Annotated in this window: 26 protein-coding genes and 1 tRNA gene; 15 read left to right on the forward strand and 12 right to left on the reverse strand. The window is 30.1% G+C overall.

Annotated elements, in window-relative coordinates; all coding sequences use genetic code 11:
- Nucleotides 1–56: 56 nt before the first annotated feature.
- Entirely contained in the window at nucleotides 57–338 is a 282-nt protein-coding gene (locus C4S77_RS07350) for a YtxH domain-containing protein (protein WP_105194042.1), read from the reverse strand.
- Between the two features lie 287 nt (nucleotides 339–625).
- On the opposite strand from C4S77_RS07350, the gene murB reads away from it, so the two are divergent.
- The 5 genes from murB (at nucleotide 626) to C4S77_RS07375 (ending at nucleotide 4,769) form a co-directional block, all read left to right on the forward strand.
- Entirely contained in the window at nucleotides 626–1,651 is a 1,026-nt protein-coding gene (murB, locus tag C4S77_RS07355) for a UDP-N-acetylmuramate dehydrogenase (protein ID WP_317614915.1), read from the forward strand.
- A gap of 21 nt (nucleotides 1,652–1,672) precedes the next feature.
- Entirely contained in the window at nucleotides 1,673–2,698 is a 1,026-nt protein-coding gene (gene lpxK / locus C4S77_RS07360) for a tetraacyldisaccharide 4'-kinase (protein WP_105247002.1), read from the forward strand.
- A 52-nt stretch (nucleotides 2,699–2,750) separates the two neighbouring features.
- On the forward strand, nucleotides 2,751–3,482 hold the full coding sequence (locus C4S77_RS07365; protein WP_105247003.1) for a hypothetical protein: 732 nt from the start codon (nucleotides 2,751–2,753) through the stop codon (nucleotides 3,480–3,482).
- Between the two features lie 25 nt (nucleotides 3,483–3,507).
- Entirely contained in the window at nucleotides 3,508–4,650 is a 1,143-nt protein-coding gene (locus C4S77_RS07370) for an LOG family protein (RefSeq protein ID WP_221405004.1), read from the forward strand.
- A gap of 46 nt (nucleotides 4,651–4,696) precedes the next feature.
- Nucleotides 4,697–4,769 (forward strand) — tRNA-Met (locus C4S77_RS07375).
- 379 nt (nucleotides 4,770–5,148) lie between these two features.
- On the opposite strand, the gene C4S77_RS07380 is transcribed toward C4S77_RS07375, so the two are convergent.
- A complete protein-coding gene (locus C4S77_RS07380) occupies nucleotides 5,149–6,042 on the reverse strand; it encodes a helix-turn-helix domain-containing protein (RefSeq protein ID WP_105194045.1) in 894 nt (297 codons plus the stop codon).
- Nucleotides 6,043–6,278: 236 nt separating this feature from the next.
- On the opposite strand from C4S77_RS07380, the gene C4S77_RS07390 reads away from it, so the two are divergent.
- From C4S77_RS07390 to C4S77_RS07400, 3 genes are all read left to right on the forward strand, one after another.
- Nucleotides 6,279–6,947 carry a carboxymuconolactone decarboxylase family protein gene (locus C4S77_RS07390; protein WP_105194130.1) on the forward strand — a complete coding sequence of 223 codons (669 nt, stop codon included), beginning with the start codon at nucleotides 6,279–6,281 and terminating at the stop codon, nucleotides 6,945–6,947.
- A gap of 139 nt (nucleotides 6,948–7,086) precedes the next feature.
- Nucleotides 7,087–8,145, forward strand: coding sequence for an alpha/beta hydrolase (locus tag C4S77_RS07395; protein WP_105247005.1), 1,059 nt, complete (start codon nucleotides 7,087–7,089; stop codon nucleotides 8,143–8,145).
- 6 nt (nucleotides 8,146–8,151) lie between these two features.
- The gene (locus C4S77_RS07400; protein ID WP_260209599.1) at nucleotides 8,152–8,634 is read left to right on the forward strand and encodes a cupin domain-containing protein; all 483 of its coding nucleotides are present in this window, start codon (nucleotides 8,152–8,154) and stop codon (nucleotides 8,632–8,634) included.
- Nucleotides 8,635–9,209: 575 nt separating this feature from the next.
- Here C4S77_RS07400 and C4S77_RS07405 read toward each other — a convergent pair.
- Entirely contained in the window at nucleotides 9,210–9,854 is a 645-nt protein-coding gene (locus C4S77_RS07405; RefSeq protein ID WP_105247006.1) for a peroxiredoxin-like family protein, read from the reverse strand.
- Between the two features lie 101 nt (nucleotides 9,855–9,955).
- Between C4S77_RS07405 and C4S77_RS07410 the strand changes: the two genes are divergently transcribed.
- The 6 genes from C4S77_RS07410 to C4S77_RS07435 all read left to right on the forward strand — a co-directional run bounded on the left by C4S77_RS07410 (nucleotide 9,956) and on the right by C4S77_RS07435 (nucleotide 13,041).
- Nucleotides 9,956–10,279, forward strand: coding sequence for a winged helix-turn-helix transcriptional regulator (locus tag C4S77_RS07410; RefSeq protein ID WP_105247007.1), 324 nt, complete (start codon nucleotides 9,956–9,958; stop codon nucleotides 10,277–10,279).
- Between the two features lie 17 nt (nucleotides 10,280–10,296).
- A complete protein-coding gene (locus C4S77_RS07415; protein ID WP_105247008.1) occupies nucleotides 10,297–10,872 on the forward strand; it encodes a Crp/Fnr family transcriptional regulator in 576 nt (191 codons plus the stop codon).
- A gap of 49 nt (nucleotides 10,873–10,921) precedes the next feature.
- On the forward strand, nucleotides 10,922–11,251 hold the full coding sequence (locus tag C4S77_RS07420; RefSeq protein ID WP_105194050.1) for a cupin domain-containing protein: 330 nt from the start codon (nucleotides 10,922–10,924) through the stop codon (nucleotides 11,249–11,251).
- Nucleotides 11,252–11,259: 8 nt separating this feature from the next.
- Nucleotides 11,260–11,664 (forward strand): cupin domain-containing protein, encoded by a 405-nt coding sequence (locus C4S77_RS07425; RefSeq protein WP_105247009.1) that lies wholly within the window; start codon nucleotides 11,260–11,262, stop codon nucleotides 11,662–11,664.
- A 6-nt stretch (nucleotides 11,665–11,670) separates the two neighbouring features.
- Nucleotides 11,671–12,066: a tautomerase family protein gene (locus C4S77_RS07430; protein ID WP_105247010.1), complete on the forward strand. Its 396-nt coding sequence runs from the start codon at nucleotides 11,671–11,673 to the stop codon at nucleotides 12,064–12,066.
- 369 nt (nucleotides 12,067–12,435) lie between these two features.
- Nucleotides 12,436–13,041: a hypothetical protein gene (locus tag C4S77_RS07435; RefSeq protein WP_105247011.1), complete on the forward strand. Its 606-nt coding sequence runs from the start codon at nucleotides 12,436–12,438 to the stop codon at nucleotides 13,039–13,041.
- Nucleotides 13,042–13,298: 257 nt separating this feature from the next.
- Here the strand turns inward: C4S77_RS07435 and mazG are convergent, their stop codons facing one another.
- The 5 genes from mazG to metK form a co-directional block, all read right to left on the reverse strand.
- Nucleotides 13,299–14,066 carry a nucleoside triphosphate pyrophosphohydrolase gene (mazG, locus tag C4S77_RS07440; RefSeq protein ID WP_105194054.1) on the reverse strand — a complete coding sequence of 256 codons (768 nt, stop codon included), beginning with the start codon at nucleotides 14,064–14,066 and terminating at the stop codon, nucleotides 13,299–13,301.
- Nucleotides 14,067–14,133: 67 nt separating this feature from the next.
- Nucleotides 14,134–14,652, reverse strand: a complete 519-nt coding sequence (locus C4S77_RS07445) for a DUF5606 family protein (protein ID WP_181042846.1) — start codon at nucleotides 14,650–14,652, stop codon at nucleotides 14,134–14,136.
- A gap of 49 nt (nucleotides 14,653–14,701) precedes the next feature.
- Nucleotides 14,702–15,280 (reverse strand): peptide deformylase, encoded by a 579-nt coding sequence (gene def / locus C4S77_RS07450; protein ID WP_105247012.1) that lies wholly within the window; start codon nucleotides 15,278–15,280, stop codon nucleotides 14,702–14,704.
- 4 nt (nucleotides 15,281–15,284) lie between these two features.
- A complete protein-coding gene (ruvX, locus tag C4S77_RS07455) occupies nucleotides 15,285–15,695 on the reverse strand; it encodes a Holliday junction resolvase RuvX (protein WP_105247013.1) in 411 nt (136 codons plus the stop codon).
- 17 nt (nucleotides 15,696–15,712) lie between these two features.
- A complete protein-coding gene (gene metK, locus C4S77_RS07460; RefSeq protein ID WP_105194057.1) occupies nucleotides 15,713–16,981 on the reverse strand; it encodes a methionine adenosyltransferase in 1,269 nt (422 codons plus the stop codon).
- Nucleotides 16,982–17,083: 102 nt separating this feature from the next.
- Between metK and C4S77_RS07465 the strand changes: the two genes are divergently transcribed.
- Nucleotides 17,084–17,995, forward strand: a complete 912-nt coding sequence (locus tag C4S77_RS07465) for a M48 family metallopeptidase (RefSeq protein ID WP_105247014.1) — start codon at nucleotides 17,084–17,086, stop codon at nucleotides 17,993–17,995.
- A gap of 83 nt (nucleotides 17,996–18,078) precedes the next feature.
- Here the strand turns inward: C4S77_RS07465 and C4S77_RS07470 are convergent, their stop codons facing one another.
- The 4 genes from C4S77_RS07470 to tsaD form a co-directional block, all read right to left on the reverse strand.
- Nucleotides 18,079–19,125, reverse strand: coding sequence for an NAD(P)H-dependent glycerol-3-phosphate dehydrogenase (locus tag C4S77_RS07470; protein WP_105247015.1), 1,047 nt, complete (start codon nucleotides 19,123–19,125; stop codon nucleotides 18,079–18,081).
- Between the two features lie 56 nt (nucleotides 19,126–19,181).
- On the reverse strand, nucleotides 19,182–20,753 hold the full coding sequence (locus tag C4S77_RS07475) for a xylulokinase (protein ID WP_105247016.1): 1,572 nt from the start codon (nucleotides 20,751–20,753) through the stop codon (nucleotides 19,182–19,184).
- A 36-nt stretch (nucleotides 20,754–20,789) separates the two neighbouring features.
- The gene (locus C4S77_RS07480) at nucleotides 20,790–22,361 is read right to left on the reverse strand and encodes a xylulokinase (protein ID WP_105194132.1); all 1,572 of its coding nucleotides are present in this window, start codon (nucleotides 22,359–22,361) and stop codon (nucleotides 20,790–20,792) included.
- Nucleotides 22,362–22,662: 301 nt separating this feature from the next.
- Nucleotides 22,663–23,679 (reverse strand): tRNA (adenosine(37)-N6)-threonylcarbamoyltransferase complex transferase subunit TsaD, encoded by a 1,017-nt coding sequence (gene tsaD / locus C4S77_RS07485; protein ID WP_105247017.1) that lies wholly within the window; start codon nucleotides 23,677–23,679, stop codon nucleotides 22,663–22,665.

Genomic DNA, 23,679 nt, shown 5'->3' on the forward strand with positions numbered 1-23,679 from the left:
TTAAATAAATAAAAAAGAGTCAGAATAATTATTTGACCCTCTTTATAAAAATATATTTATTTTTTAGCTAAATCGTTATACTCTTCTGTAAGATTATCTACAACATCATCTTTTCTCTTTTGAAACTCTTTTTTATATTTATCATAGCCTCCTTTCAATTCATGTTTATATTTATCATAGGTGTCTTTAAGGTTATCACTTAAATCTTCTACTTTTCGTTTTAATTTTTTACGTGTATTTTTACCTTTATCTGGAGCCATAAGAACTCCTGCTAAAAGACCTGCAGCAGCACCTAATATTATACCTGTTAGAATGTTTTGTGCGTTTTTATTTCCCATGATAATATGATTTTATTAATTTACAAAATTTTATTTTTTTCTTGTTACTAACAAATTTAGTCAATAAATTTGTCAACACCAAGAATAATATAAAAAATTATGCCAAGTTTTCTTTTTAATTGTTTAGTATTAAAATCTTAATTAATTACCTATGCATAATTAAAAATAAATTTATTTTTTAAAATAAAAGTCCAATAATACTTAAATTTTACAAAATTTAAGATCCATTACCTGCATTTAATTCTTGTTTTTTTAAATTAAGTTATGAAAAATTCACAAATAAAATCATGATAATTATCCAAGAAAATATAAACATAGAATCATTTACCACATTTAAGGTTCCTGCATTTTGTAAATATTTTGTTAAAGTAAATACAGTAGAAGAATTAAATGAAGCGTTGGATTTTTGTGATGAAAAGAAAATTTCTTTATTAGTTTTAGGTGGGGGAAGTAATGTTTTATTTACAAAAAAATTTAATGGTTTAGTCGTACAATTAAATTTGAAGGGATTAAAAATAAATGAAGAATCTCATCAACATATCATAATATCTGCAATGGCAGGAGAATACTGGCATAGTTTTGTGAAATATTGTGTAAATCAAAATTATGGTGGTTTGGAAAATTTATCACTTATCCCAGGGAATGTGGGTACTTCTCCGGTACAAAATATTGGAGCCTATGGAGTAGAAATGAAAGATACGTTTAATTCCCTTTTAGCTCTTAATATATCTACAAGGAAAATAGAATCTTTTAGCAATAATCAATGTGAGTTTGGTTATAGGGATTCTATTTTTAAAAATATAGCAAAAAATAAATATATAATATTAGAAGTAAGGTTTAAATTAACAACAAAAAATCATATTCTTAATTATTCATATGGAGCTATAAAAGAAGAATTAAATAAACATAAAATAGTAGAACCGACTATAAAAGATATTAGTAAAGCAATAGTTAATATACGTAGGAGCAAACTACCTGATCCTATGGTATTAGGAAATGCAGGGAGTTTTTTTAAAAATCCTACAATACCTCTGTATAAATTTAAAAACATACAGAAAATATATTCCGAAATTCCACATTATATATTATCTCATAATACAGTAAAAATTCCGGCTGCTTGGCTTATCGAAAAAGTTGGTTGGAAAGGAAAAAAAGTTGGAAATGTTGGGGTTCATGAAAAACAGGCTTTAGTATTAGTTAATTATGGTGGAGGAACCGGAGAAGAAATATATCAATTATCCGAACAAATAATAAGAGATGTTAATAAGTTATTTGATATTCTTTTAGAAAGAGAAGTAAATATCATTATTTAAATTTTTAATTTTGTTGAAAATATGAAGATATTACTCTATCCTTTTGCTAGTATATACTGGTTAGTCACTTATATAAGAAATAAGTTTTTTGATTGGGGATTTTTAAGGTCCAAAAAATTTAATAAACCTGTAATTGTTGTAGGTAATTTAAATGTAGGAGGAACCGGAAAATCACCCTTTGTTATTTATTTAATTGAATTATTAAAAGATAAAGGATTAATAGGTGTGATAAGTCGCGGATATGGAAGAAAAACTAAAGGATATTTTTTTGCTAATTATAAAACAACTTTTGAACAAATAGGGGATGAACCTATGCAGTTTTTTGAACGTTTTCGAAATAAAATTGTAGTTGGAGTCGATGAAAAAAGAGTACATGGAATAAATAATTTTATAAAAGATTTCAATCCGGATATTTTTATATTAGATGATGCCTTTCAACACCGTTATGTAAAGGCAGGATTATATATTTTACTGACCGATTATCATTCTCCTTATTATGAAGACCATCTTTTACCATTAGGACGTTTACGGGAAGGAATTTATGGAGCTAAAAGAGCAAAGATCGTTGTAGTAACAAAATGTCCCGAATTCCTATCCTCAGAAGAAAAGAAAATAATAGAAAGAAAACTAAAATTACAAACTTATCAATCATTATTTTTTTCTAAAATAGTTTATGAAGATAAAATCAAATCTTATAATTTTACCCTCAATATAAAAGATATATCGCATTATAAAGTTTTGTTAGTAACAGGCATAGCCAATTGTAATAACATTTTGGATTTTGTTGAGCAACATTTTAAATCTATAATCCATTTAAAATTTAAAGACCATCATAATTTTACAGAATTTGATATAGAAAATATACAAAAATCCTATCAAAAAATAGAAGGAGATAGGATAATTCTTACTACAGAAAAAGATTATATGCGATTAAAATATTTTCATCAATTTAGAGATAATTTATATTATTTGCCTATAAATATTGAATTAGATAGACCTGAAGAGTTTTCTAAACTTGTAAATTCATATCTGAAAAAAAATAAGTAATTTTAAATAAAATAAATTAAAAATTATGTTATATTTATTAAAATAACTGTTTATGAATAAAAAAATATTATTTTGGATTTTTTTTACTATAGGAATATTTTGGATAGCCGGGGTAAGTTATTGGTATATAAGCGAAGTAGAAAATTTAAATTTTAACAATATTCATTGGAATGAAAACTTCTCAAGTAAAGATCCTTCAACTCAGGCATTTTTTAGAGGAGTATTATGGGTAATCGTACCATTAATAATAACTGCATTTATATTTTATTTCATGGGCTTATTTTTTGGTAAAAAAGCAGAGGATAATTTGCATATAATAGAACAAGAAAATGAGAAATTAAAAAATAAATTAGCACAACATGTTAATAAATTAGAGGATATGAAAGTGCTTTATACCGGAGGAATTATTGAAAAAAGAAAAAAACATATAAAAAGCGAGAAATCAGATGAGGAAAAATATAATTTTATAGATACTCAACAGATAAAAGGGGGAATACTTGAAAATAAAGAAATATCATCCTCTATTATTAAAGATGATTTGAAGATTATAGAAGGTATTGGAGAAAGGATTGAGTTTTTTTTAAATGAAAACGGAATATATACTTGGGAACAATTAGCTTCAACAACAGAAGAAAAATTAAAAAATATTTTATGGATTTATGGAGGTGATTCCTATAAAATTCATAATCCCTCTTCTTGGCCGGAACAGGCAAATTTAGCATCGAATAGAAGATGGGACGAATTAAATCATTTAAAAGAAAAAATAAGAAAAAAAATTAACTAATGAGGCTATTTTAAGAGGAATTATAATGAGTATAAAACGGTTTAAAAATTTTATAAAATCAGAAGCAGAATTTAAAAATTATATACATGAAAATCATAACTTTAATGACAATGTCATACAAAATATAGATTTTGTTATACTGAAGGTTGATTGGTCCCAATTTACTTTTAAAAATACCATATTCATAAATTGTGATTTATCTCAGGAAGATTTTATTTATTTGACTAAACAAGGTGTTTTTATATACCCTAAGTTTAAAGAACTTCCATACAAACCCACACGTAAATCTTTGTATACTTGGAAAGAGTTAATGAATAAAGAACCTGAAGATAACATTACACAAGACGAAAAAATCTATGCTCATTTTAATCAAACAAGATTCAATCCCTCTATGGATGAGGCTCTTACACAAAGAGTACATGATTATAGTATAGATAATGGGTTGAGAGAGTTATTAATGTTTGATGATGAAGGAATGACAGAGAAAAAAAGTGTAGGTTTTATGGGGGGACACTCTTCCTCCAGAAAATCTGAATATTATATAAAAACAGCACAATCTGCAAGGCTCCTTGCTAAAAAAGGTTATTATATTGTAAGCGGAGGTGGACCCGGAATTATGGAGGCAGCAAATTTTGGTGCTTATATGGCTTCATATTCTGATGATGAATTTAATGATGCTTTAAAAATTCTTTCAGATTTAGATACCTGCCAACAGGAATATTTACATCCTAATTACAAGGAACAAGCGTTAAAAGTAATACAGAAATATCCTGCGGGAATGGAAAATTTAGCAGTTCCTACTTGGTTTTATGGGCATGAACCCAGCAATGTATTTGCCTCTCATATTGCAAAATATTTTTCTAATAGTATAAGAGAAGATATTTTATTAGCTATTTGCTTATATGGAGTAATTTATGCACCTGGAAGTGCAGGAACCACTCAGGAAATTTTTCAAGAAGCAACTCAAAATCATTATGGAACCTATGGGTATTATAGTCCTATGGTTTTTTTGAGTAAAAAAAGATATGTGGAAGATACTTCATTATATTCCACCTTGCATCAATTAGCTGTGGGAACAAAATATAAAGATTTACTTTTTTTAACAGATGAACCGGAAGAGGTATTAAATTATATACAAAATCACCCACCCATAAAAAAAGAAAATTAATTTTTGGTAGAAAGAAAAATTATTGTATATTTGCACTCACAAACATCGCGGGATGGAGCAGTAGGTAGCTCGTCGGGCTCATAACCCGAAGGTCACAGGTTCGAGTCCTGTTCCCGCTACTAAACTAAAAGTCAATTATTTGTAAGTCAGATAATTGACTTTTTTATTTCCCAAAACTTTCCGAATATTCTAATTTTTCGTATCGAAAAACAATGTCTTTATGGGCTAATGATAATAAAGATTTTACCTAGAATTCAATGTAAAGTAGATAATATAAGATAATTTGAACATTCTGCTAGGTTCTTTATTATAATGAAAAATTAATGATTTTAATAGACTTAATGTTACAAAATTTTCTAAATGCCTTATTTTTTATTGAACTAATTTTATTAAAATAGAGTTTGACTAAATTCTTATAATTTCTGTAATTATAATTAGGGGTATCTAAAATGACTAAAGTTGTAATCCTTAGATAATTGATGCTAAAAAAGTAAGGAATTAATTCAAATTCCTAAACTGAATAGGGGGAATGCCTGTTTTTTGCTTAAACAGTCTTGTAAAATGTTGCGGATATTTAAAACCTAATTCATAGGCAATTTCACTGATAGATTTATTGTTTTCAAAAATTCGTTCTTTGGCTATATTAATTACTTTAGATTGTATATATTCTTGCGCTGATAAACCGGTTTCTTTTTTAATTAAATCGCCAAAATAATTAGCCGATAAATGAAGTTCCTCAGCACACCATGCGACAGATGGTAAACCTATATTTTGTGGTTTATCCGAAAGGAAATAATTATTCATTAAAAGTTCAAAACGCTCTAAAATTCCTTTATTTACATTATCTCTTGTAATAAATTGACGATCATAAAATCGTGTACAATAATTTAAGAACAATTCAATATTAGATATAATCAGTTGTTTACTATGTTTATCAATAGCATGTTGTAATTCATATTCAATTTTTGAAAAACAATCCTGAATAATCTTTCTTTCCTGTTCAGACAAATGCAAAGCTTCATTAACAGCATAAGAGAAAAAATGATAATTACCTATATTTTTTCCGAGTGAGGTTCCTGCAATTAAATCATGATGGAATACTAATGCTATGCCTTGTGGCTGATAATAATTATTTTCGCTTTGCCCGATTACCTGATTAGGAGCAAGAAAAATTAACGTACCTTCTTCATAATCATAATTACTTAATCCATAACGAAGGTCACCACAGAAAATTTGTTTCAAAAATATAGTATAAAAACCATAGCGCAAGCGTTTAAGTTTTCTTGGTTCAGCCTTATATAAATGAACCACACTTACCAAAGGATGCAACGTCTTATTGTTGTTGAAGGTATTATATTCTTTTATTGTATTAAAATTTAGAATATCATTCATTATTTACCTCTTTTAAACTAACAAAACAAATTTACAAAATTATTTACCTTATTTCACGCTATTGTTCTTCAATCTGTAATATTGGTAGATAAAAACGTAATTGATATAAATAAGTAGCTTTTAATATTTCGAAATTTGTATAATTAAAAAGAGAGAAAAAACCATTGAAAATAATTAATCTTATAATTATAATAATTTCTATTTCATTGTTTACAAATTTCTTAAAAGCACAACAAATGGAAACAAGAAATAAAAATTTAAGTTTACAAGAGCAAAGCATTATTTCAATTTCTGCTTTGACGGCAAAAGGGAATTTAGATAAATTAAAGACGGCCTTAAATATAGGACTTGAAGCAGGACTTACCGTTAATGAAATAAAAGAAATATTGGTACACTTGTATGCTTATTGTGGGTTTCCCCGCAGCATCAGGGGATTACAGACTTTTATGGAGGTCATGGAAGAAAGAAAGAGAAAAGGCTTAAAGGATAAGGTAGGTAAAGAGGCTTCAAAGATTGATGAGACGGATAGTAAGTATGAGCGGGGAAAAAATATTTTAGTTAAATTAAACCAAATGCCACAATCCGATATACTTACAGGCTATTCAGCATTTGCACCAATAATTGATATCTATTTAAAAGAACATTTGTTTGCAGATATTTTTGAAAGAGATGTATTAAACTATATTCAAAGAGAATTGGCGACCATTTCCGTAATTACATCCATAGGTAAATCGGAACCGATGCTCAAAAGCCATTTAACCATTTGTATGAATTTAGGTTTATCTCCCGAACAATTATATGAATTTATAAATGTTATAAAAACAACCTTAGGAAAAAAAGAAGCAAAATCAGCAAAGAGAGTTTTGAATGGGATACGGATACTTAAGATCAATCAATCAAAATAGAATGCAAAAAAGAATATTAGGGAGTAGTGGATTAGAAGTATCTGCATTGGGTTTAGGTTGTATGGGTTTAAGTTTCGGTTATGGAAAAGTTTAAAAAAAGGTTTAAATAGATAATAGCAATCATAAAATAATTATGATAATGAGAAAATTAACATTCATAATAGTATTAATAAATTTATTATTAACTGATATGGTAAATGCACAAGTAAATCAAAAAAATTACGATCAAAATCCCTTTGGTTTAGTATATGAAGGAGCAATTACAGAGAATATAAAAGGTAAGATAAATATTCACCCTGTAACTTATAAAGTTAATGGAATAGATATTGCAGCAAATGTTTATACACCTGCCAATTACGATGTATCCAAAAAATATCCTGCCATAGTTGTAGCACATCCCAATGGGGGAATAAAAGAACAGACTGCCGGATTATATGCTCAACGTTTAGCAGAGGCTGGTTATATCACTATCGCTTTTGATGCGGCCTATCAGGGAGCAAGCGGAGGTGAACCTCGTCATATGGATAAACCGCAATACAGGATCGAAGATATACGTGGAGCAGCTGATTTTATTACACAATATCCGGGCGTAGATGCAAATCGTTTAGGTGCTTTGGGTATTTGCGGTGGAGGTGGTTATACTTTAAAAACAGTACAAACAGATAAACGGTTTAAAGTAGTAGCTACATTAAGTATGTTTAATTCAGGCCAAGTAAGGCGTAATGGTTTTCAAAATTCTCAATTAAAAACGATTCAGGAACGATTGAAACAAGCATCGGATGCAAGAGCACAAGAAGCCGCAGGGGGCAAAATACTTTATTCGGGTGTTGCAAGCATAACAGATGAAGAAATTGCAAAAACTTCAACCGATCTGTATCGCGAAGGATATGAATACTATTATAGGACGCACGCTCATCCTAATTCAACCTTTCTGTATACTACAAGTAGCTTGATGGATTTAATGGCTTGGGATGCAACGGATCAAATTGAATTGATTAATCAACCTTTATTAATGATAGCAGGAAGCAAGGCAGATACAAAATATATGACTGATGAAGCATTTAAAAAAGCAGTCAATGCAAAAAATAAACAATTGTTTTTAGTAGAAGGTGCTACTCATATACAGACATATTGGAAACCTGAATGCGTATTACAAATAGTAAATAAATTGGTTAATTTCTATAAAATCAACCTTTAAAATTGAATGATGGTAAATCATAAATTAAAGTATATATTACTATTGTTTTTTTTAACTATTTTGTATACAAGCTGCAAGAGTAGTAAAAATAAGAACGAACAAGATAACCTTGTTTTCCCGCAAGGCAAAGAAGTAAATAATAACAATTTTACTGGCAAAGTTTGGCTACAAATGTTGGTTCAATCCGACAGTACATTATACACACAAATTGGCAATGTTACTTTTGAACCCAAAGCTAGAACTAAATGGCACTATCACAAAGGAGGTCAGATACTTTTGGTAACAAGAGGAGTGGGGTACTATCAAGAAAAAGGCAAACCGAAAGAAGTTATTAAAAAAGGAGATGTAATAAAATGTCCTTCTAATATAGTGCATTGGCATGGAGCTTCGTCAGAGGATACAATGATACACATAGCAATAAGTCCAAACTTAAATGATGGTGGTGTGGTTTGGTTAAAATCTGTGTCCGATGAAGAATATTATCAATAAAAAATGATGAAAAATTTTTCATTATGATAATTCTTACTTGCTAGGCATTTACATAACGACATTTCGTGTCATGCTTCAAAGAGAAAAATGTTAGAAATCTGTATAGCATATTTCAGGTAAATCCTTGCTTATATAAGAATGTATATATCTTTTCAAAATTATTATGAAATTATATTGAAGTCAAACGTTGAAAAGAAATTTTTATTTAACATTTAAAATATAATTATTGAATATATAATTTTGAAAATATTATATTAAAAAATATGTAAATTTTAATATATTACAGGCTATTAGTTTATATAAAAACTGTAATTTATAGATCATTTAAATAACCTATATTTTCAAATATAAGTTGTATAATATTTGTATGAATATTAAGTTAAATTATCTTCTAGCTGTTTTTTTATATTTTCTATTTCTTTCATATCTAATTGATGATAACAATGATATATACTAAGGTTCTGGATATTAAAAGTAATTATAGGTACTAAAAAAACGTACGAATAATTAACAGACTTGATCAATTGAATAAAAAGAAAATTAAGAAAGGAGTAAAAGACTTTAATGTTTTTTTATCACAAATTTTTTATCAATTCATCTATATTGATACGATTCATATAATTGGCATCAACAAAAGAGTATGTGATCTTATAATTTTTATCTATAACAAATACAGCAGGTATAGGAAGAGAATTTTCATCATTTCCGTTAAATTCTCTCAAGTTAATTCCTAATTGCCGGTAATGAGGAATAACAAAATCCTGTAATTCAAATGAAATACCAAGTTGTTTAGCAAAAATGTTATCTTCATCAAATAATATATCATAAGATAATTTATTTTCCTCTTTCATCATTGTGCTGTATTCCGGTTTTTGGGGAGATATTGCAAGCAGCTTAACCTTCTTTTTTTCAATTTGTCCCAAAGAATTTTGTAGCGTCTTTAGTTCCAGATTACAATACGGACACCAGTTTCCTCTGAAAAAAGCCAAGATAATCTTATCATAATTATTCAATAAATCATCCGAATTAATACTTATTCCTTTTCGTGTTGATTTAAGACAAAACGAAGGAATTTTCCTTCCTTCCTTAAAAGAATAATTTTCTATTCCTTTTGCCTTTAAATCAGCAATTGAATCAGCAAATGCCTTCAATATTTCCTGAGGTAATTGCGTACCTATTGTATTATTCAGATTTTCGATTTGTTTTTGTAGATTTGTCATATCCGATTTATTTAATATATTATAAGCGAAACTCGGTATTTCCTTTTAAATACACAATACCGCATATTTTTATGCGGTAGGGATATAAAAGTCACTCTTTGATGAAAGAAAAGATACGAACAATTACAGAAAAAGAATGCCCACTCGAAATTGCAGTCAATACCATTTCAGGAAAATGGAAAATCCCCATAATCTGGCATATGAATGCAGGAAAGAAACGTCCTTGTGAATTTCTTCGGGAAATAGAAAATGTAGATAGACGTGTTCTGAATCAACAGCTTAAAGAAATGGAAACGGATGGACTTATAGCAAAGAAATCATACAATCAATTGCCTCCGAAAGTGGAATATACATTGACCGAACTTGGTCAAAAGTTAGTAGAAGTACTCTGGCAATTGAACGAATGGGGTAAATTACTTCAGTAATAAAAAATTGAAAAATAATGTATCAATCCTTATATTCCATAGTGACGGACAAGCTAAAACTTTCTGATCATTACTATGATAGATTAATAGAAGTTTCAGAACAGAGATTTTTTACAAATAAAGAATATCTTTTGCAAATCGGTAAGACTTGTTCGTTTATAGGATTTGTGGAAAAAGGATATCTGCGTTCATTTAGAGAGAAGGATGGAGAAGAGTTTATCAGTGATTTTTATGTACCCGGCACTTTTATCACTTCTTACAGAAGCTTTATCAATCAGGAATCCAGTGCAGGAGCTATTCAATCGCTAGAAAATTCTGAAATCTGTTGGCTTTCTTTTGATACCTACAATCTGCTATTGAATGAATCATCGGAATGGTTTAAGTTGGGAAAATATATCTCAGATACACTTTTTATTAAAAAGTGTATGAAAGAAACTTCCTTGCTTATGGATTCGGCACTAGACAGATACAAGTTACTTTTGCAAACCTATCCTCATCTTGAACAACATGTTGCCCAATACCATATAGCATCTTATCTGGGAATAAAACCCGAATCGCTGAGTCGTATTAAATCTCTTAACCTAGGTCATTAAATTATCCATATTCTAGCCGTTACTTTGAAGTGTTAAAAAACTTAAAAGTATGAAACAAAAAGTGACCAGAGCAGATTTGCTATCTGTTTTCTTAAACCAATCAGTAACTAATATTGAAATTAAAAAAGTGACAATTCCGGCAGGAGGAAAGGGTGCATATCATTCACATCCTTGTCCGGTTGTAGGTTACGTTTGTTCGGGTAAAGTCCTTTTTCAGATTGAAGGACAAACTGAAGAGATATTACAAGAAGGAGATGCTTTTTATGAACCCAAAGATATTCCTATCCTACATTTTGATAATGCCTCGCATACTGAGCCTCTTACATTTATTGCTTTTTATCTGAGAGAAGCTAAAGAAGATCTAATAACTATATTATAATCAGAGATATGAAAACAATAAATCCAAAAACAATAAAGAAAGATTTGGTAACAGACAAATATGTTGTTGGGCATGTAATGACAAAACTATTAGATGCAGGAAAAGAATCAGGTACCCATATTTCTGAGTCTTTCTTTGATATGGGAAGCCATACACATTGGCATACACATCCTAATACCCAAATTTTGATAGGAAAATCAGGAAGTGGCTTTGTTCAGAAAAAAGGAGAGAAACTAAAACATATCGAAGTGGGAGATATAGTGATCATCCATGCCAATGAAATACATTGGCATGGAGCAGGGAAATATGGCACTTTTGTACATATAGCCATACAAATAGGTGATGACGAGGGAAATATTATTATGCCACTAACTGAATCGGAATATAATGAAGTAGATAATCTAAATAAATGATAAATTATGCCCTTTGTAAGAATAAGCCTTCATAAAGAACTAAACGAAAAAGTAAAGAATCAGATATCTTTATGTGTACATCAGGCATTAATGCAAAAATTTCTGATACCAGAAAACGATTATTTTCATATAATAGAAGAACTAGATGCTAACCAAATAAAATATCCTAAAGAATATCTTGGAATCAGGCATACTGATAGAATGGTCTTTTTACAAATAATTGCAGGCTCAGGAAGAACGGAAAACCAAAAAAGGGAATTATATGCAGAAATAGGTAAAAGTATTTCAGCCACTACGGAAATATCTATTAATGATATTATTATCATCTTAATAGAGAGTGATTCCTATTATAATTGGTCTTTTGGTATGGGAAAAATACAAAAACTGACGCATATCAAATAGAAAAAGAAGAACTAAATTCTCAGTAATATTTAAAGTATTTTCTGATATACGTTGAAATATAAATCACAAGGAGCTATATTTTTTATCTGATATAGCTCCTAAATTATTATCTTCTTACAATTTTCATATCTAGTACCTATCCTATTAGGATAGTAGTATTTTTAGATGATTTTTAAAATCTTATTCACAGTCTACAATACTTTACATTAAGGTCTTTAATTCGTAAAACCTTTTATTATATTTTTATTTTTATTAATTCAAGTACTTTTATTGAATTTATTAAATAACAAGATAATAGTTAGTTAATTGGGAATATTAGATTTCATATGTTAAGATTAAAATTCAATTTTGTGTGTAAAATTTAATAATATGAAAAAAATATTTCTTGTTACACTAAGTCTTTTATTGTTTTATTTAATCAATTTAAAAATAAAAGCACAAATGAAAAATGATACACTTAATTTTCTATCCGAAAAAAAAATTAAGCTTGAAGAAAATAGCAGTTTTAAAGACAATTTATTGAAATTTAATCAATGGAGTATAAATATAGATTCCAAGGGAATTATTATTTGCGAAAATAATAATAAAATTTTTAAAGATGAATCTACTTATTTATTATTAGATACGTTAACATATCTAGAAAAAAATAAATCTGCAATAAAAAAAGATTTAAATTTTTTTAATAATAATTATAAAAAGATTGGACAAAATAAGGATATATTTAAAAATATGATTTCACTCACAAAAACAACAAATGAAACGATTAATTATGACGAAAGCAAAACTATAAATATAGATAATAATCAGGATATCAATAAAGGTAGAGCTATGAACAACAATAGAGATCGTAACCGGGATTTTAAAAGAGATAAAAATAGAGATAGGGGAAGGGATAAAAATAGGGATAGAAGTAAGAATCTAAATGATAGTACAACTAAAATAAAATGTAAAATTAAATATTTAATAATTAAGTAAATATTTATTTGAAATATAGTTTAACATTCAATTTTTATTTTATTAAAATAAAAAAGTAGTTATATTAAAATATTTTAATATAAAATTGATATAAATCATGTTTTATTTAACCAATATATGGTATAAAATTTATATTTTTATGAAAAATAAATAATATAATAGGTTTGTGTTTGAGTTGTTGTAGAGAATGTTAGAACAACTGAGAAGCCCCCTTTAAGGGGGCTTTGTTAATTATAAATTGTATAAATATGTATACACTAATTTTCTAATTTAGCCTTTTCCCATAACTCATTCATTTCATCTGTAGATAAAGAGGGTAAATCCAAATTGGAGTTTTTAGCAATTTTTTCCATTTTTCTAAAACGAGATATAAATTTTCTATTTGTTTTTTCTAAGGCATTTTCAGCGTCAATATTATTATATCTGGCATAATTTATAAGTGAAAATAATATATCACCAAATTCAATTTCTTTTTTTATAGGATCCTGTTCTTTTTTAAACTCATTTATTTCTTCATTTATTTTTTCTAAAATTTGTGAATCATGTTCAAATTCAAAGCCTATGCCTTTCACTTTTTCCTGAATTCTAAAGGCTTTAACCAAGGCTGGTAGGGCAGAGGGTACTCCTTCTAATATAGATTCTCTTCCTTCTTTCAGTTTAAGTTTTTCCCAATTAAGCTTTACTTCATTTTCATCTTTAACCTTAATTTCTCCATAAATATGTGGATGACGATAAATTAATTTCTCGCAGATTCCATGTATAACATCTCCTATATCAAAATATTGAGATTCTGAAGCTATTTTAGAGTAAAATACTAAATGTAGCATTAGATCTCCTAACTCTTTTTTTATTTCTTCTATTTGTTTATTCTCTATGGCATCAGCAAGCTCATAAGTTTCTTCAATAGTATTATTTTTTAAAGATTGAAAGGTTTGCTTTTTATCCCATGGGCATTTTTCCCTCAATTCATCCATTATATCTAATAATCTGCTAAAAGCTTGTAGATTTTCTTCTTTTGTATTCATAAACTAAAAATAATAAAAAAGGCTGAGATTAATTCAGCCTATATATTTATTGAATATAGATATTTTTTTATTCTTCTGTTTTATTTTTACTAGATTTTGTTTTTGAAGTTTCTGTTTTCGGACTTGTTTTTTTATCTTCTTCATTTTCAGCACCCACTTTTTCTTCAGTTTCCTTTAATGAATTTTCATAAGTTTGGATACTTTCTTCTGTAATAATATTGTTTTTTATTAAAATATTATACCAATTAAATAGTTTTTTTAAATCAGAATCATAAACTTTATCTTCAGCATAATCGGGTTGAATTTCAGCCATCATTTTCCTAAGAGATTGAGGGTCATTTTTAGAAAAATTGATTTCTTTGCAAGAGTATTTTTTTGAAATGTTTACTAAAACTGATATAAGAGAAACTTCAGTTTCAATTGTATAAATTGATATATTTTGTAATAAACTTACTTGGCTGTTGGCGTTAATTGAAAGTTTCTTTTGAGTAACTAAATCTTTTACAATAAATCCACCCTTAGTTTGAGAAGCTAATTCAAATAATCCGGGTTTCCCGGTAATAGCAATTATTCTTGTAAGATCCATTTTTTTATAATTAATTATATTATGATTTATTTATTATTAGTTTTTTAATTTAGCGAGAATGAAATTTAATTTTATAATCTACCTGTATTTTTCCTTTAGAAATATCTTCTAACTTTCTTTTTATTAATTTCTTTTTTAAAGGAGATAATAAATCTGTAAATAAAATTCCTTCAATATGGTCATATTCATGTTGAATGATTCGTGCTCTAATATCTTTAAAAGTTTCTGTTTTTTTTACCCAATTCTCATTATAATATTCAATGGTTATTATTTCGGGTCTTTTAATATCTTCTCTTATATCGGGAATACTTAAACAACCTTCATTAAATTTCCAGAGTTCCCCTTCTCTTTTTATAATTTTTGGATTTATAAAAATCTTTTGCCCATTATTTTCCAAATCCTCTTTAATATCTTGATAATCTTCATCTTCTGCTAAAGGAGTGGCATCAATAATAAAAAGTCTTATATTTAAACCTATTTGGGGAGCAGCTAAACCTATCCCGTGAGATGCATACAAGGTATCAAACATATTTTTAATTAATTGATCCAGCTCAGGATAATTTTTGTCTATATCAACTGTCTTTTTTCTCAAAACAGGCTCTCCATAAGCATATATGGGTAAAATCATAATTTTATTTTTTTTCTAAATAAGTTTGAAGAATTAATGTAGCACTTACCTTATCTAGTAAGTGCTTATTTTCTCGTTTTCTTTTATTTTTTCTACTTTGACTAATTGCATTTGCGGCAATTTTAGAAGTAAATCTTTCATCTACTCTTTCTATTGGGATAGTTGGAAATTGATGGTTAATTTTAGTGATATATTTTTGAATTGAGTTTTCAACCTCCGATAATTCCCCATTTAACCTTATAGGTAATCCAATAATTATTTTATCTACATTGTTAGTACTTAAATATTTCTCTAAATAGGGAAGAAGATCCTGAGTCATAATTCCTTCTAATCCACTGGCAATAATCTGCATATCATCAGTTTCAGCCAAACCAGTACGTTTTTCCCCAAAATCAATAGCTAAAAGCTTAGGCATATGAAATGAGTATAAAATTAAATATTAAATACTTTTTTAATGGAATCTACATAATCTAATTTTTCCCATGTAAATAATTCTACTTCCATTTCTTTTACTTCAACATTTCCCCCTTCTTTGTTTCTTTCAAATCTTTTTACTACAGTTTCATTTTTTCTTCCCATATGTCCATAAGCAGCTGTTTCAGTATAAATAGGGTTTCTAAGTTTTAATCTTTCTTCTATAGCATAGGGACGCAAATCGAAAAGATTTTGAATTTTTTGAGCAATTTCTCCATCAGAAAAATTTACTTTAGAAGTTCCATAAGTATTGACATAAACCCCACAAGGTTCTGTAATACCTATCGCATAAGAAACTTGAACCAAAACTTCATCTGCAACACCAGCCGCTACCAAATTTTTTGCAATGTGTCGAGTTGCGTAAGCAGCTGAACGGTCTACTTTTGATGGATCTTTACCAGAAAAAGCACCACCTCCGTGGGCTCCTTTTCCCCCATAAGTATCAACAATAATTTTTCTACCTGTTAATCCAGTATCTCCATGAGGTCCTCCAATTTCAAATTTACCGGTAGGATTAATATGATATGTAATATCACCATCAAACAAAGCCTTAATCTCTTCTTTAGATTCGGCTTTTACTTCAGGAATTACAATGTTTTTAACATCTGCTGCAATTTTATTCAGAACAGTTTCCTCATTGCTGTCAAAACTATCATGCTGGGTAGAAAGAACTATTGTATCTATACGAATTGGTTTATTATCATCACTGTACTCAATAGTTACCTGAGCTTTTGCATCAGGACGAAGATAGGTCATAACATTTCCTTCTTTTCTTATTTTAGACAATACTTTTAAAATGCTATGAGAAATATCTAAAGCCAATGGCATATAATTGTCTGTTTCATTGGTAGCATAACCAAACATCATTCCTTGGTCTCCAGCACCTTGATCTTCCTTCTTCTCCCTATCAACTCCTCTATTTATATCTTGAGATTGTTCATGTAGGGCAGATAAAATTCCGCATGATTCAGCTTCAAATTTATATTCACTTTTAGTGTATCCTATTTTTCTGATTATATCTCTAGTAATATGTTGTACATCTATATAAGTATTGGATTTAATTTCTCCGGCTAATATAACCTGTCCGGTTGTTACTAAAGTTTCACAAGCAACCTTAGAATCAGAATCAAATGCTAAAAAATTATCCAAAATAGAATCAGAAATTTGATCTGCAACTTTATCTGGGTGACCTTCGGAAACAGATTCCGAGGTAAATAAGTAAGGCATATTTTTTGATTTTAATTACAATAAAATTTTTGGTAAATTTAATAACATTAATTAAAAAATTTGCTATCTATCATATAATAAATTTCAATAACAACATTAAACATGAAAATAATTAAGATATTTATATTTTTATTGGGATTAGTTTTATTTATAAAATGCGCTACTAATCCCTTAACAGGAAGGAAATCATTAAGTTTTATCTCAAACGACCAGATATTTCCCTCCTCATTTCAGCAGTATAAAGATGTTCTATCTTCAAGCAAAATTATTACCAATACACAACAAGCAAAAGAAGTGTCTGAAGTGGGGAATCGTATAAAAATAGCAGCAGAAAATTATTATAAGTCCATAGGAAAACAATCGGTTTTAGACGGGTATCAATGGCAATTTACGTTAATAGATGATCCCAAAACAATCAATGCATGGTGTATGCCTGGAGGAAAAGTAGCAGTATATACAGGTATTATGAACGTTTGTAAAAATGAAACAGGTTTGGCGGTAGTTTTGGGACATGAAATTGCTCATGCTTTAGCAGGACATGGATCAGAAAAAATTTCGCAGACTTGTGTAGCTGAATTAGGCGGTCAATTGTTAGGAGGAGTAACAGACAACCAGGTTTTGAGAAAAGTAATTAATGATTATTATCCAATAGCTAGTGATATCACTTTGTTAAGATATGGAAGAAAACAAGAGACAGATGCAGATACTATGGGATTGTATTTAATGGCCATGGCAGGATATGATCCTAGAGAAGCCCCAATTTTTTGGGAAAGGATGATTAGAAAAACAGGCAATAGTACTACTCCCGAATTTTTATCAACCCATCCGGACCCAGAAAATAGAATAGCAAAGCTCAATCAAATTATGCCTAAAGCTCTAGAATATTATAATAATGCATTAATACATGGAAGTAATAATATATTAATACCAAAAAATAATCAAGATTTAGAACCGTCTTTTGATAAAAAAAATGATAAAAGAAAAGAAGCTTCGAAGGGATATATTTATAATTAGATAAAATTTAAATATGAAAAAAAGGATTTAATTCTTATTAAATCCTTTTTTTAACATTTTATCTAGTAAAAAATATTAGTTATTTAAGGCATTTTAGGAAGTACGGCATCAGATATTACTTTAACAACCGGTCTCTCTGTTCCAGATAAAATTTCGTTTACAGCTTTTAATAAAGTTAGTTCTTCTTTAAGCTGTGGAGCAGATTGTTCAACTAAAGTACTTGCTAATCCGGCAGCAGGAACACCTTCTACAGTTTGCTCCAAACGATCCATTTCTGCGAGAGCATCTTTTGCTGTTTCACCTCTACCAATTCTAACGCCATAAACTTTGTTTCTTCCGGATAATCCTGTTACTTCCAAATCACCTACACCTGGAAGACCAAAAGCTGTTTCTGCTTTAGCTCCAAGGGCCTGACCTAATAAAGACATTTCTTTTACAGCTCTATTAAATGTAGCTGCTTTAAGATTATGGTGAGGAAATCCGGTACCTTCTTCTAATCCATCAGCAATTCCTAAAGCTATGGCATATACATTTTTCATAGGAGCACATATTTCAACCCCAGTCTCATCATCGGTTGCTTCAATGCAATAAACATCTGTTCTTGCTTCTCTGGCATATTTACGTGAAACTTCTAAATCTTTACAGCCAAATATAGTTGCTGTAGGTTTTCCCTCAGCGCATTCATTCGCCTTTACAGGACCAGCTATGGCAACTATTGGTGGGAGGGATATTCCTTTTTGTTTAGCTATAGTACGTATAGCTTCAGGAAGAAGCTGAATTTTTCCTTCATTATTTGGGCAGAAACCTTTTGAGGTAAGCCACAATGCCTTTGCTTTGGAAATGCCCTCTAACGCCATTTCTGTAATTTTTGGTACTCCCACAGAGGCAACAGACATAACAACTACATCTGCCCCATCTAAAGCTTTTTCTAATTGGGCAGCTCGGAATAACTTTACTCCTTTAGCCAGTGGAACATTAGTTCGAGGGTGAGGCTTTCCTGCTTCGCAGGCGTCGATTAAATGATCATCCAGCCATGTACCCCAAAGCCTTACTTCCCATCCTGCATTACGGACTGGGGTACATAAGCCAGATCCCATTGCGCCAGCTCCTAAAATTGTGATAATTGACATTTTCTTATTTTTTTTATCTATTAAATTATTTATTATTTTTTATTTATGATATATAACTATAGTTCGGATTTAGGAGATTCAGGTTTTGGACCCGGATATTTTTCTGCTAATTTATGGAGTTGTGTAAAAATATCTTTTAGCTGAGGATAAAGTTTTCGTTGAATTTCACCTACCTCATTATAGATTGCATGCCTTTCTAAATTAGGTTCAATTGTATTTCCAAAATGAGCCATTTGTTTTGATGCATATGCGATATCTTTATTTCCAAATACCCCGGTGCTGGCCATAGCTTGTATGGCCGCTCCTAAGGCTGAAATTTCATCTTCCAAACATATTGTTATAGGTATACCGGTAATATCTGTTACCATTTGCCTCCATAATTCAGAACGCGTTCCTCCTCCCATAATTCGTAATGAAGTTAGATTAACTCCGGTTCCTTTTTGTAAAAATTCCAGATTCATTTTTACCTCATAGGTAATACCTTCTAGAATTGAACGATACATATGGGCTCTGGAGTGAGTACCTCTCCATCCGACGACAGCACCTCGCGCCAAGGCATCCCAATATGGACTTTGTACTGCGTTCCAGTAGGGTAAAGTGATAAGACCTTCACAACCAGGAGGTATGATATCTGCTTCTTTATCCAATCGAATATCAGGTTCACCCAATAATTTGGGATCTCCTAATGCCTGACGAAACCATCCAGCAAGATATGCTCCAGAGTGTTGAACTACTTCAAAAATATAGTTTCCGGGTATTCCAGCTACATAATTACGAAATACTGGGTTATATTTATATTCAGAACTTTGTACACCGGCAACTACTGCTGTGCCTAAATTTAAATATGCAATATCGGGAGTAACCGCAGCTGCTCCTATTCCTGCTGCCATGCCGTCTCCTGCTCCGGCAATTACCGGAATAGATTTTGAAAGACCCCAGGTTGTAATTAATTCAGATTTTAAAAACCCCATTATCTGCCCTGGAGGAACAAGATCTGCCATTTGATCTCTTTTAACTCCAGCAATGTCCATGAGTTCACTACTGTAATTTCGATTACGAATATCAAATAACCCCAAGGTATCTGCACTAGCTTCTGAAGAAACCCATTCTCCCGTTAAATTCCATGTTATATACCCGTGCACATCTACAATTTTATAAGCTTTTTCAAGTGTTTGGGGTTCATTTTCTTTTAGCCAGGCTAATTTATAGATAGCAGGAGGTTCTCCTGGTGGTTTACCGGAAAGATTATGAATGTGTTTAGATCCAAATTGTTTAATTTGTTTAGTAGCTCTTCCATCAAGCCAAAGAATACCATTACGAATAGGTTTTCCTTTTTTATCAAAACAGGCAAAACTTTCTCTTTGGTGCGTGATACCTATAGCTGCTATACGTTCACGGTCTTTAGGTAATAGTTGAGAAACTGCCTCTTGAATGCTATCTCGTGTTGTTTCCCACCAACGGATAGGATTATGTTCATAAAAATCCATCGCAGGTGTATGAAGCTGAATTGAATTTTTAGCACTTACTACTACGTGCCCGGAAGCATTTACTATAATAGCTTTGGTAGAAGTAGTAGAAGAATCTATAGCTATAACTAGAGGTCCATCATTGTAATTTTTTGTATTCATGATGTTAATTATAAATATTGATGGAAAGTTAGTGCATTAAATTTCTGATTTAGGTGATTCGGGTTTTGGACCTGGATATTTTTGCGCTAAGTTGTATAATTGTTCAAATATTCCTTTTAATTGAGGATATAAGTTTCGTTGTACTTGAGCAACTTCATTATAAACTACCGTTTTCTTTAAATCAGGTTCAATTACATCGCCAAAATGAGCCATTTGTTGGGCAGTATAAGCAACATCATTATTCCCATATACTTTGGTACTAGCCATAGCTAAAACGGCAGCTCCTAAAGCAGAAATTTCGTCTTGTAAACATATAGTAATAGGAATACCAATGGTATCAGCCATGATTTGTCTCCATAATTTTGAGCGAGTTCCTCCTCCCATAGCTCTAATGGAAGTTAGTTTAACTCCTGTTCCTTTTTCAATTGTATCAAGATTTAGTCTCATTTCAAAACCGATAGATTCTAAAATAGAACGATACATATGTGCTCTTGAGTGAGTACCTCTCCAACCTACGACAGCTCCTCGTGCTAAAGCATCCCAATATGGACTTTGAACAGCATTCCAGTAAGGAAGAGTTACTAAACCTTCACATCCGGGAGGAATCATAGAGGCTTCTTCATCCAGTTTTGGATCGGGTTCTCCTAGAAGTTTCGGATCTCCAAGTGATTGTCTAAACCATCCTGCCAAATAAGATCCGGAAGATTGTAAAGCTTCAAAAACATAATTGCCTTTTATTCCTGAAGCATGGGTACGAAATGCAGAATCACACTTATAGATAGGGCTTTCAACTCCAGCATTAACTGCTGTTCCTAAATTTAAATATGCAATATCCGGTGCTACGGCCGCAGCTCCTATTCCTGCTGCTTGACCATCTCCTAAACCTGCAATTACAGGAATTGATTTTGAAAGTTTCCATTGGGATACTAATTCGGTTTTTAACATACCCATTGGTTCACCCGGTGGTACTAATTTAGCCATTTGATCTCTTGTTACTCCTGCTATTTCTAATAGTTCATCACTATAATCAAAATTTTGGATGTCTAATAATCCTAATGAATCTGCAGCAGCCACAGATGTCACCCATTCCCCGGTAAGATTCCATGCGATATAACCATGCACTTCTACTACTTTATAGGCTTTTTGAAAAATTTCAGGTTCGTTCTCTTTTACCCATGCCATTTTATAAATTCCAGGTGTAACTCCTGGGGGCTTTCCTGAAAGTTCATGTATGTGTTTGGAGCCGTATTTATTTATTTGTTTGGCGGCTCGACTATCTAGCCAAAGAATACCGTTTCGTAATGGCTTTCCTTCTTTATCAAAGGGTGCAAAACTTTCTCTTTGATGGGTTATTCCAATTGCTTGAATTCTTTCTTTGTCTGTAGAAGATAATTTAGAAATAGCTTCTCCAATGGTTTCATAGGTCGTTTCCCACCAACGTGCCGGATTATGTTCATAAAAGTCCATAGCCGGAGTGTGCAATTGAATGTTTCTTTTAGCGGTTACTAATACATGTCCTTTTGCATCTACAATTATTGCCTTGGTTGAAGTGGTAGATGAGTCTATAGCAATAACTAATGGACCTTCATTTAATGTTTGTGTGTTCATGTTTTTTTGTTGGGTTTTAGTTTTTAACTTAAAAATTTTATATAGCAAATATACTTACTAAAACGAAAGCAAAAAAATATATTTTTTTGTTTTTACATGATAAAAGACAGGTTAAACGAAACTAATAGAAACTAAAATTACAATTTAAATAAAAAATAATAGATTTGGATAAATAATAACTTTCGTAAATGAAGATTTATTCAATATAGGTAAATTAAGTTTTTTTCAGATTTTTTGCTGATTAATTTGTACTTAAAACGTGTAATAAATATAAATATAGAAAATCTAATTATAAGAGTTTTTATATTTTATATCTAGCATTAGCAGAAGCACTTAGATCTGTAAATTTTTGATGTTCAAACTTTATACTACCAACTATTGCAATCATTGCTGCATTGTCGGTTGTATATTCAAGTTTTGGAATGAATATTTTGCAATGATCACTTTCTTTTAATTTTAATACTTCTGTTCTTAATTTTGAATTAGCTGATACTCCACCTGCAATTGCGATGTTTTTAATTCCTGTTAGGTGAATAGCTTCTTTCAGTTTTTTTATAAGAGCTTTAATAATTGTTTTTTGTACAGAAGCACATAAATCATTCAGATTCTCATTTATAAAGTTTGAATTTTTTTTAATTTCTTTTTGTAAAAAATAAAGCACAGATGTTTTTATGCCGCTAAAAGAAAATTTTATGCCATTTAATTTCGGTAGAGGAAAAGAATATTTATTTTCATTTCCTTCTTGCGAAATCTTATCTAATAATGGACCCGCAGGATAATTCAAACCTAATAGTTTTCCAATTTTATCAAAAGCTTCTCCGGCAGCATCATCTAACGTTTCTCCCAATATTATCATATCAAAGTAATTATTAACTTGAACAATTTGAGTATGACCTCCACTTACTGTAAGGCATAAAAAAGGAAATGTTATAGGTGATCTATTTGCATCTTCTATAAAATGAGCAAATATATGTCCTTGCATATGATTTACTTCAATGAGTGGGACATCTAAAGACATAGATAAAGACTTAGCAAAACTAGTTCCCACAAGAAGAGAACCTACTAATCCGGGACCTTTTGTAAAAGCTATGGCATCTATTTGTTTTTTGCTTATATTTGCTTTATAAATTGCTTGATGTACAACCGGGACTATGTTTTGTTGATGTGCTCTTGAAGCTAGTTCTGGAACTACACCTCCGTAATTTTCATGTACTTTTTGAGTAGCCACTATATTTGAAAGAATTTTTCTTCCATGTATTATTGCCGCTGAAGTATCATCACAAGAAGATTCGATTCCTAAAATTATAGGTGTTTTCAT

This window comes from Apibacter adventoris (assembly GCF_002964975.1).
In the GTDB taxonomy this organism is placed as follows: Bacteria; Bacteroidota; Bacteroidia; order Flavobacteriales; family Weeksellaceae; genus Apibacter; species Apibacter adventoris.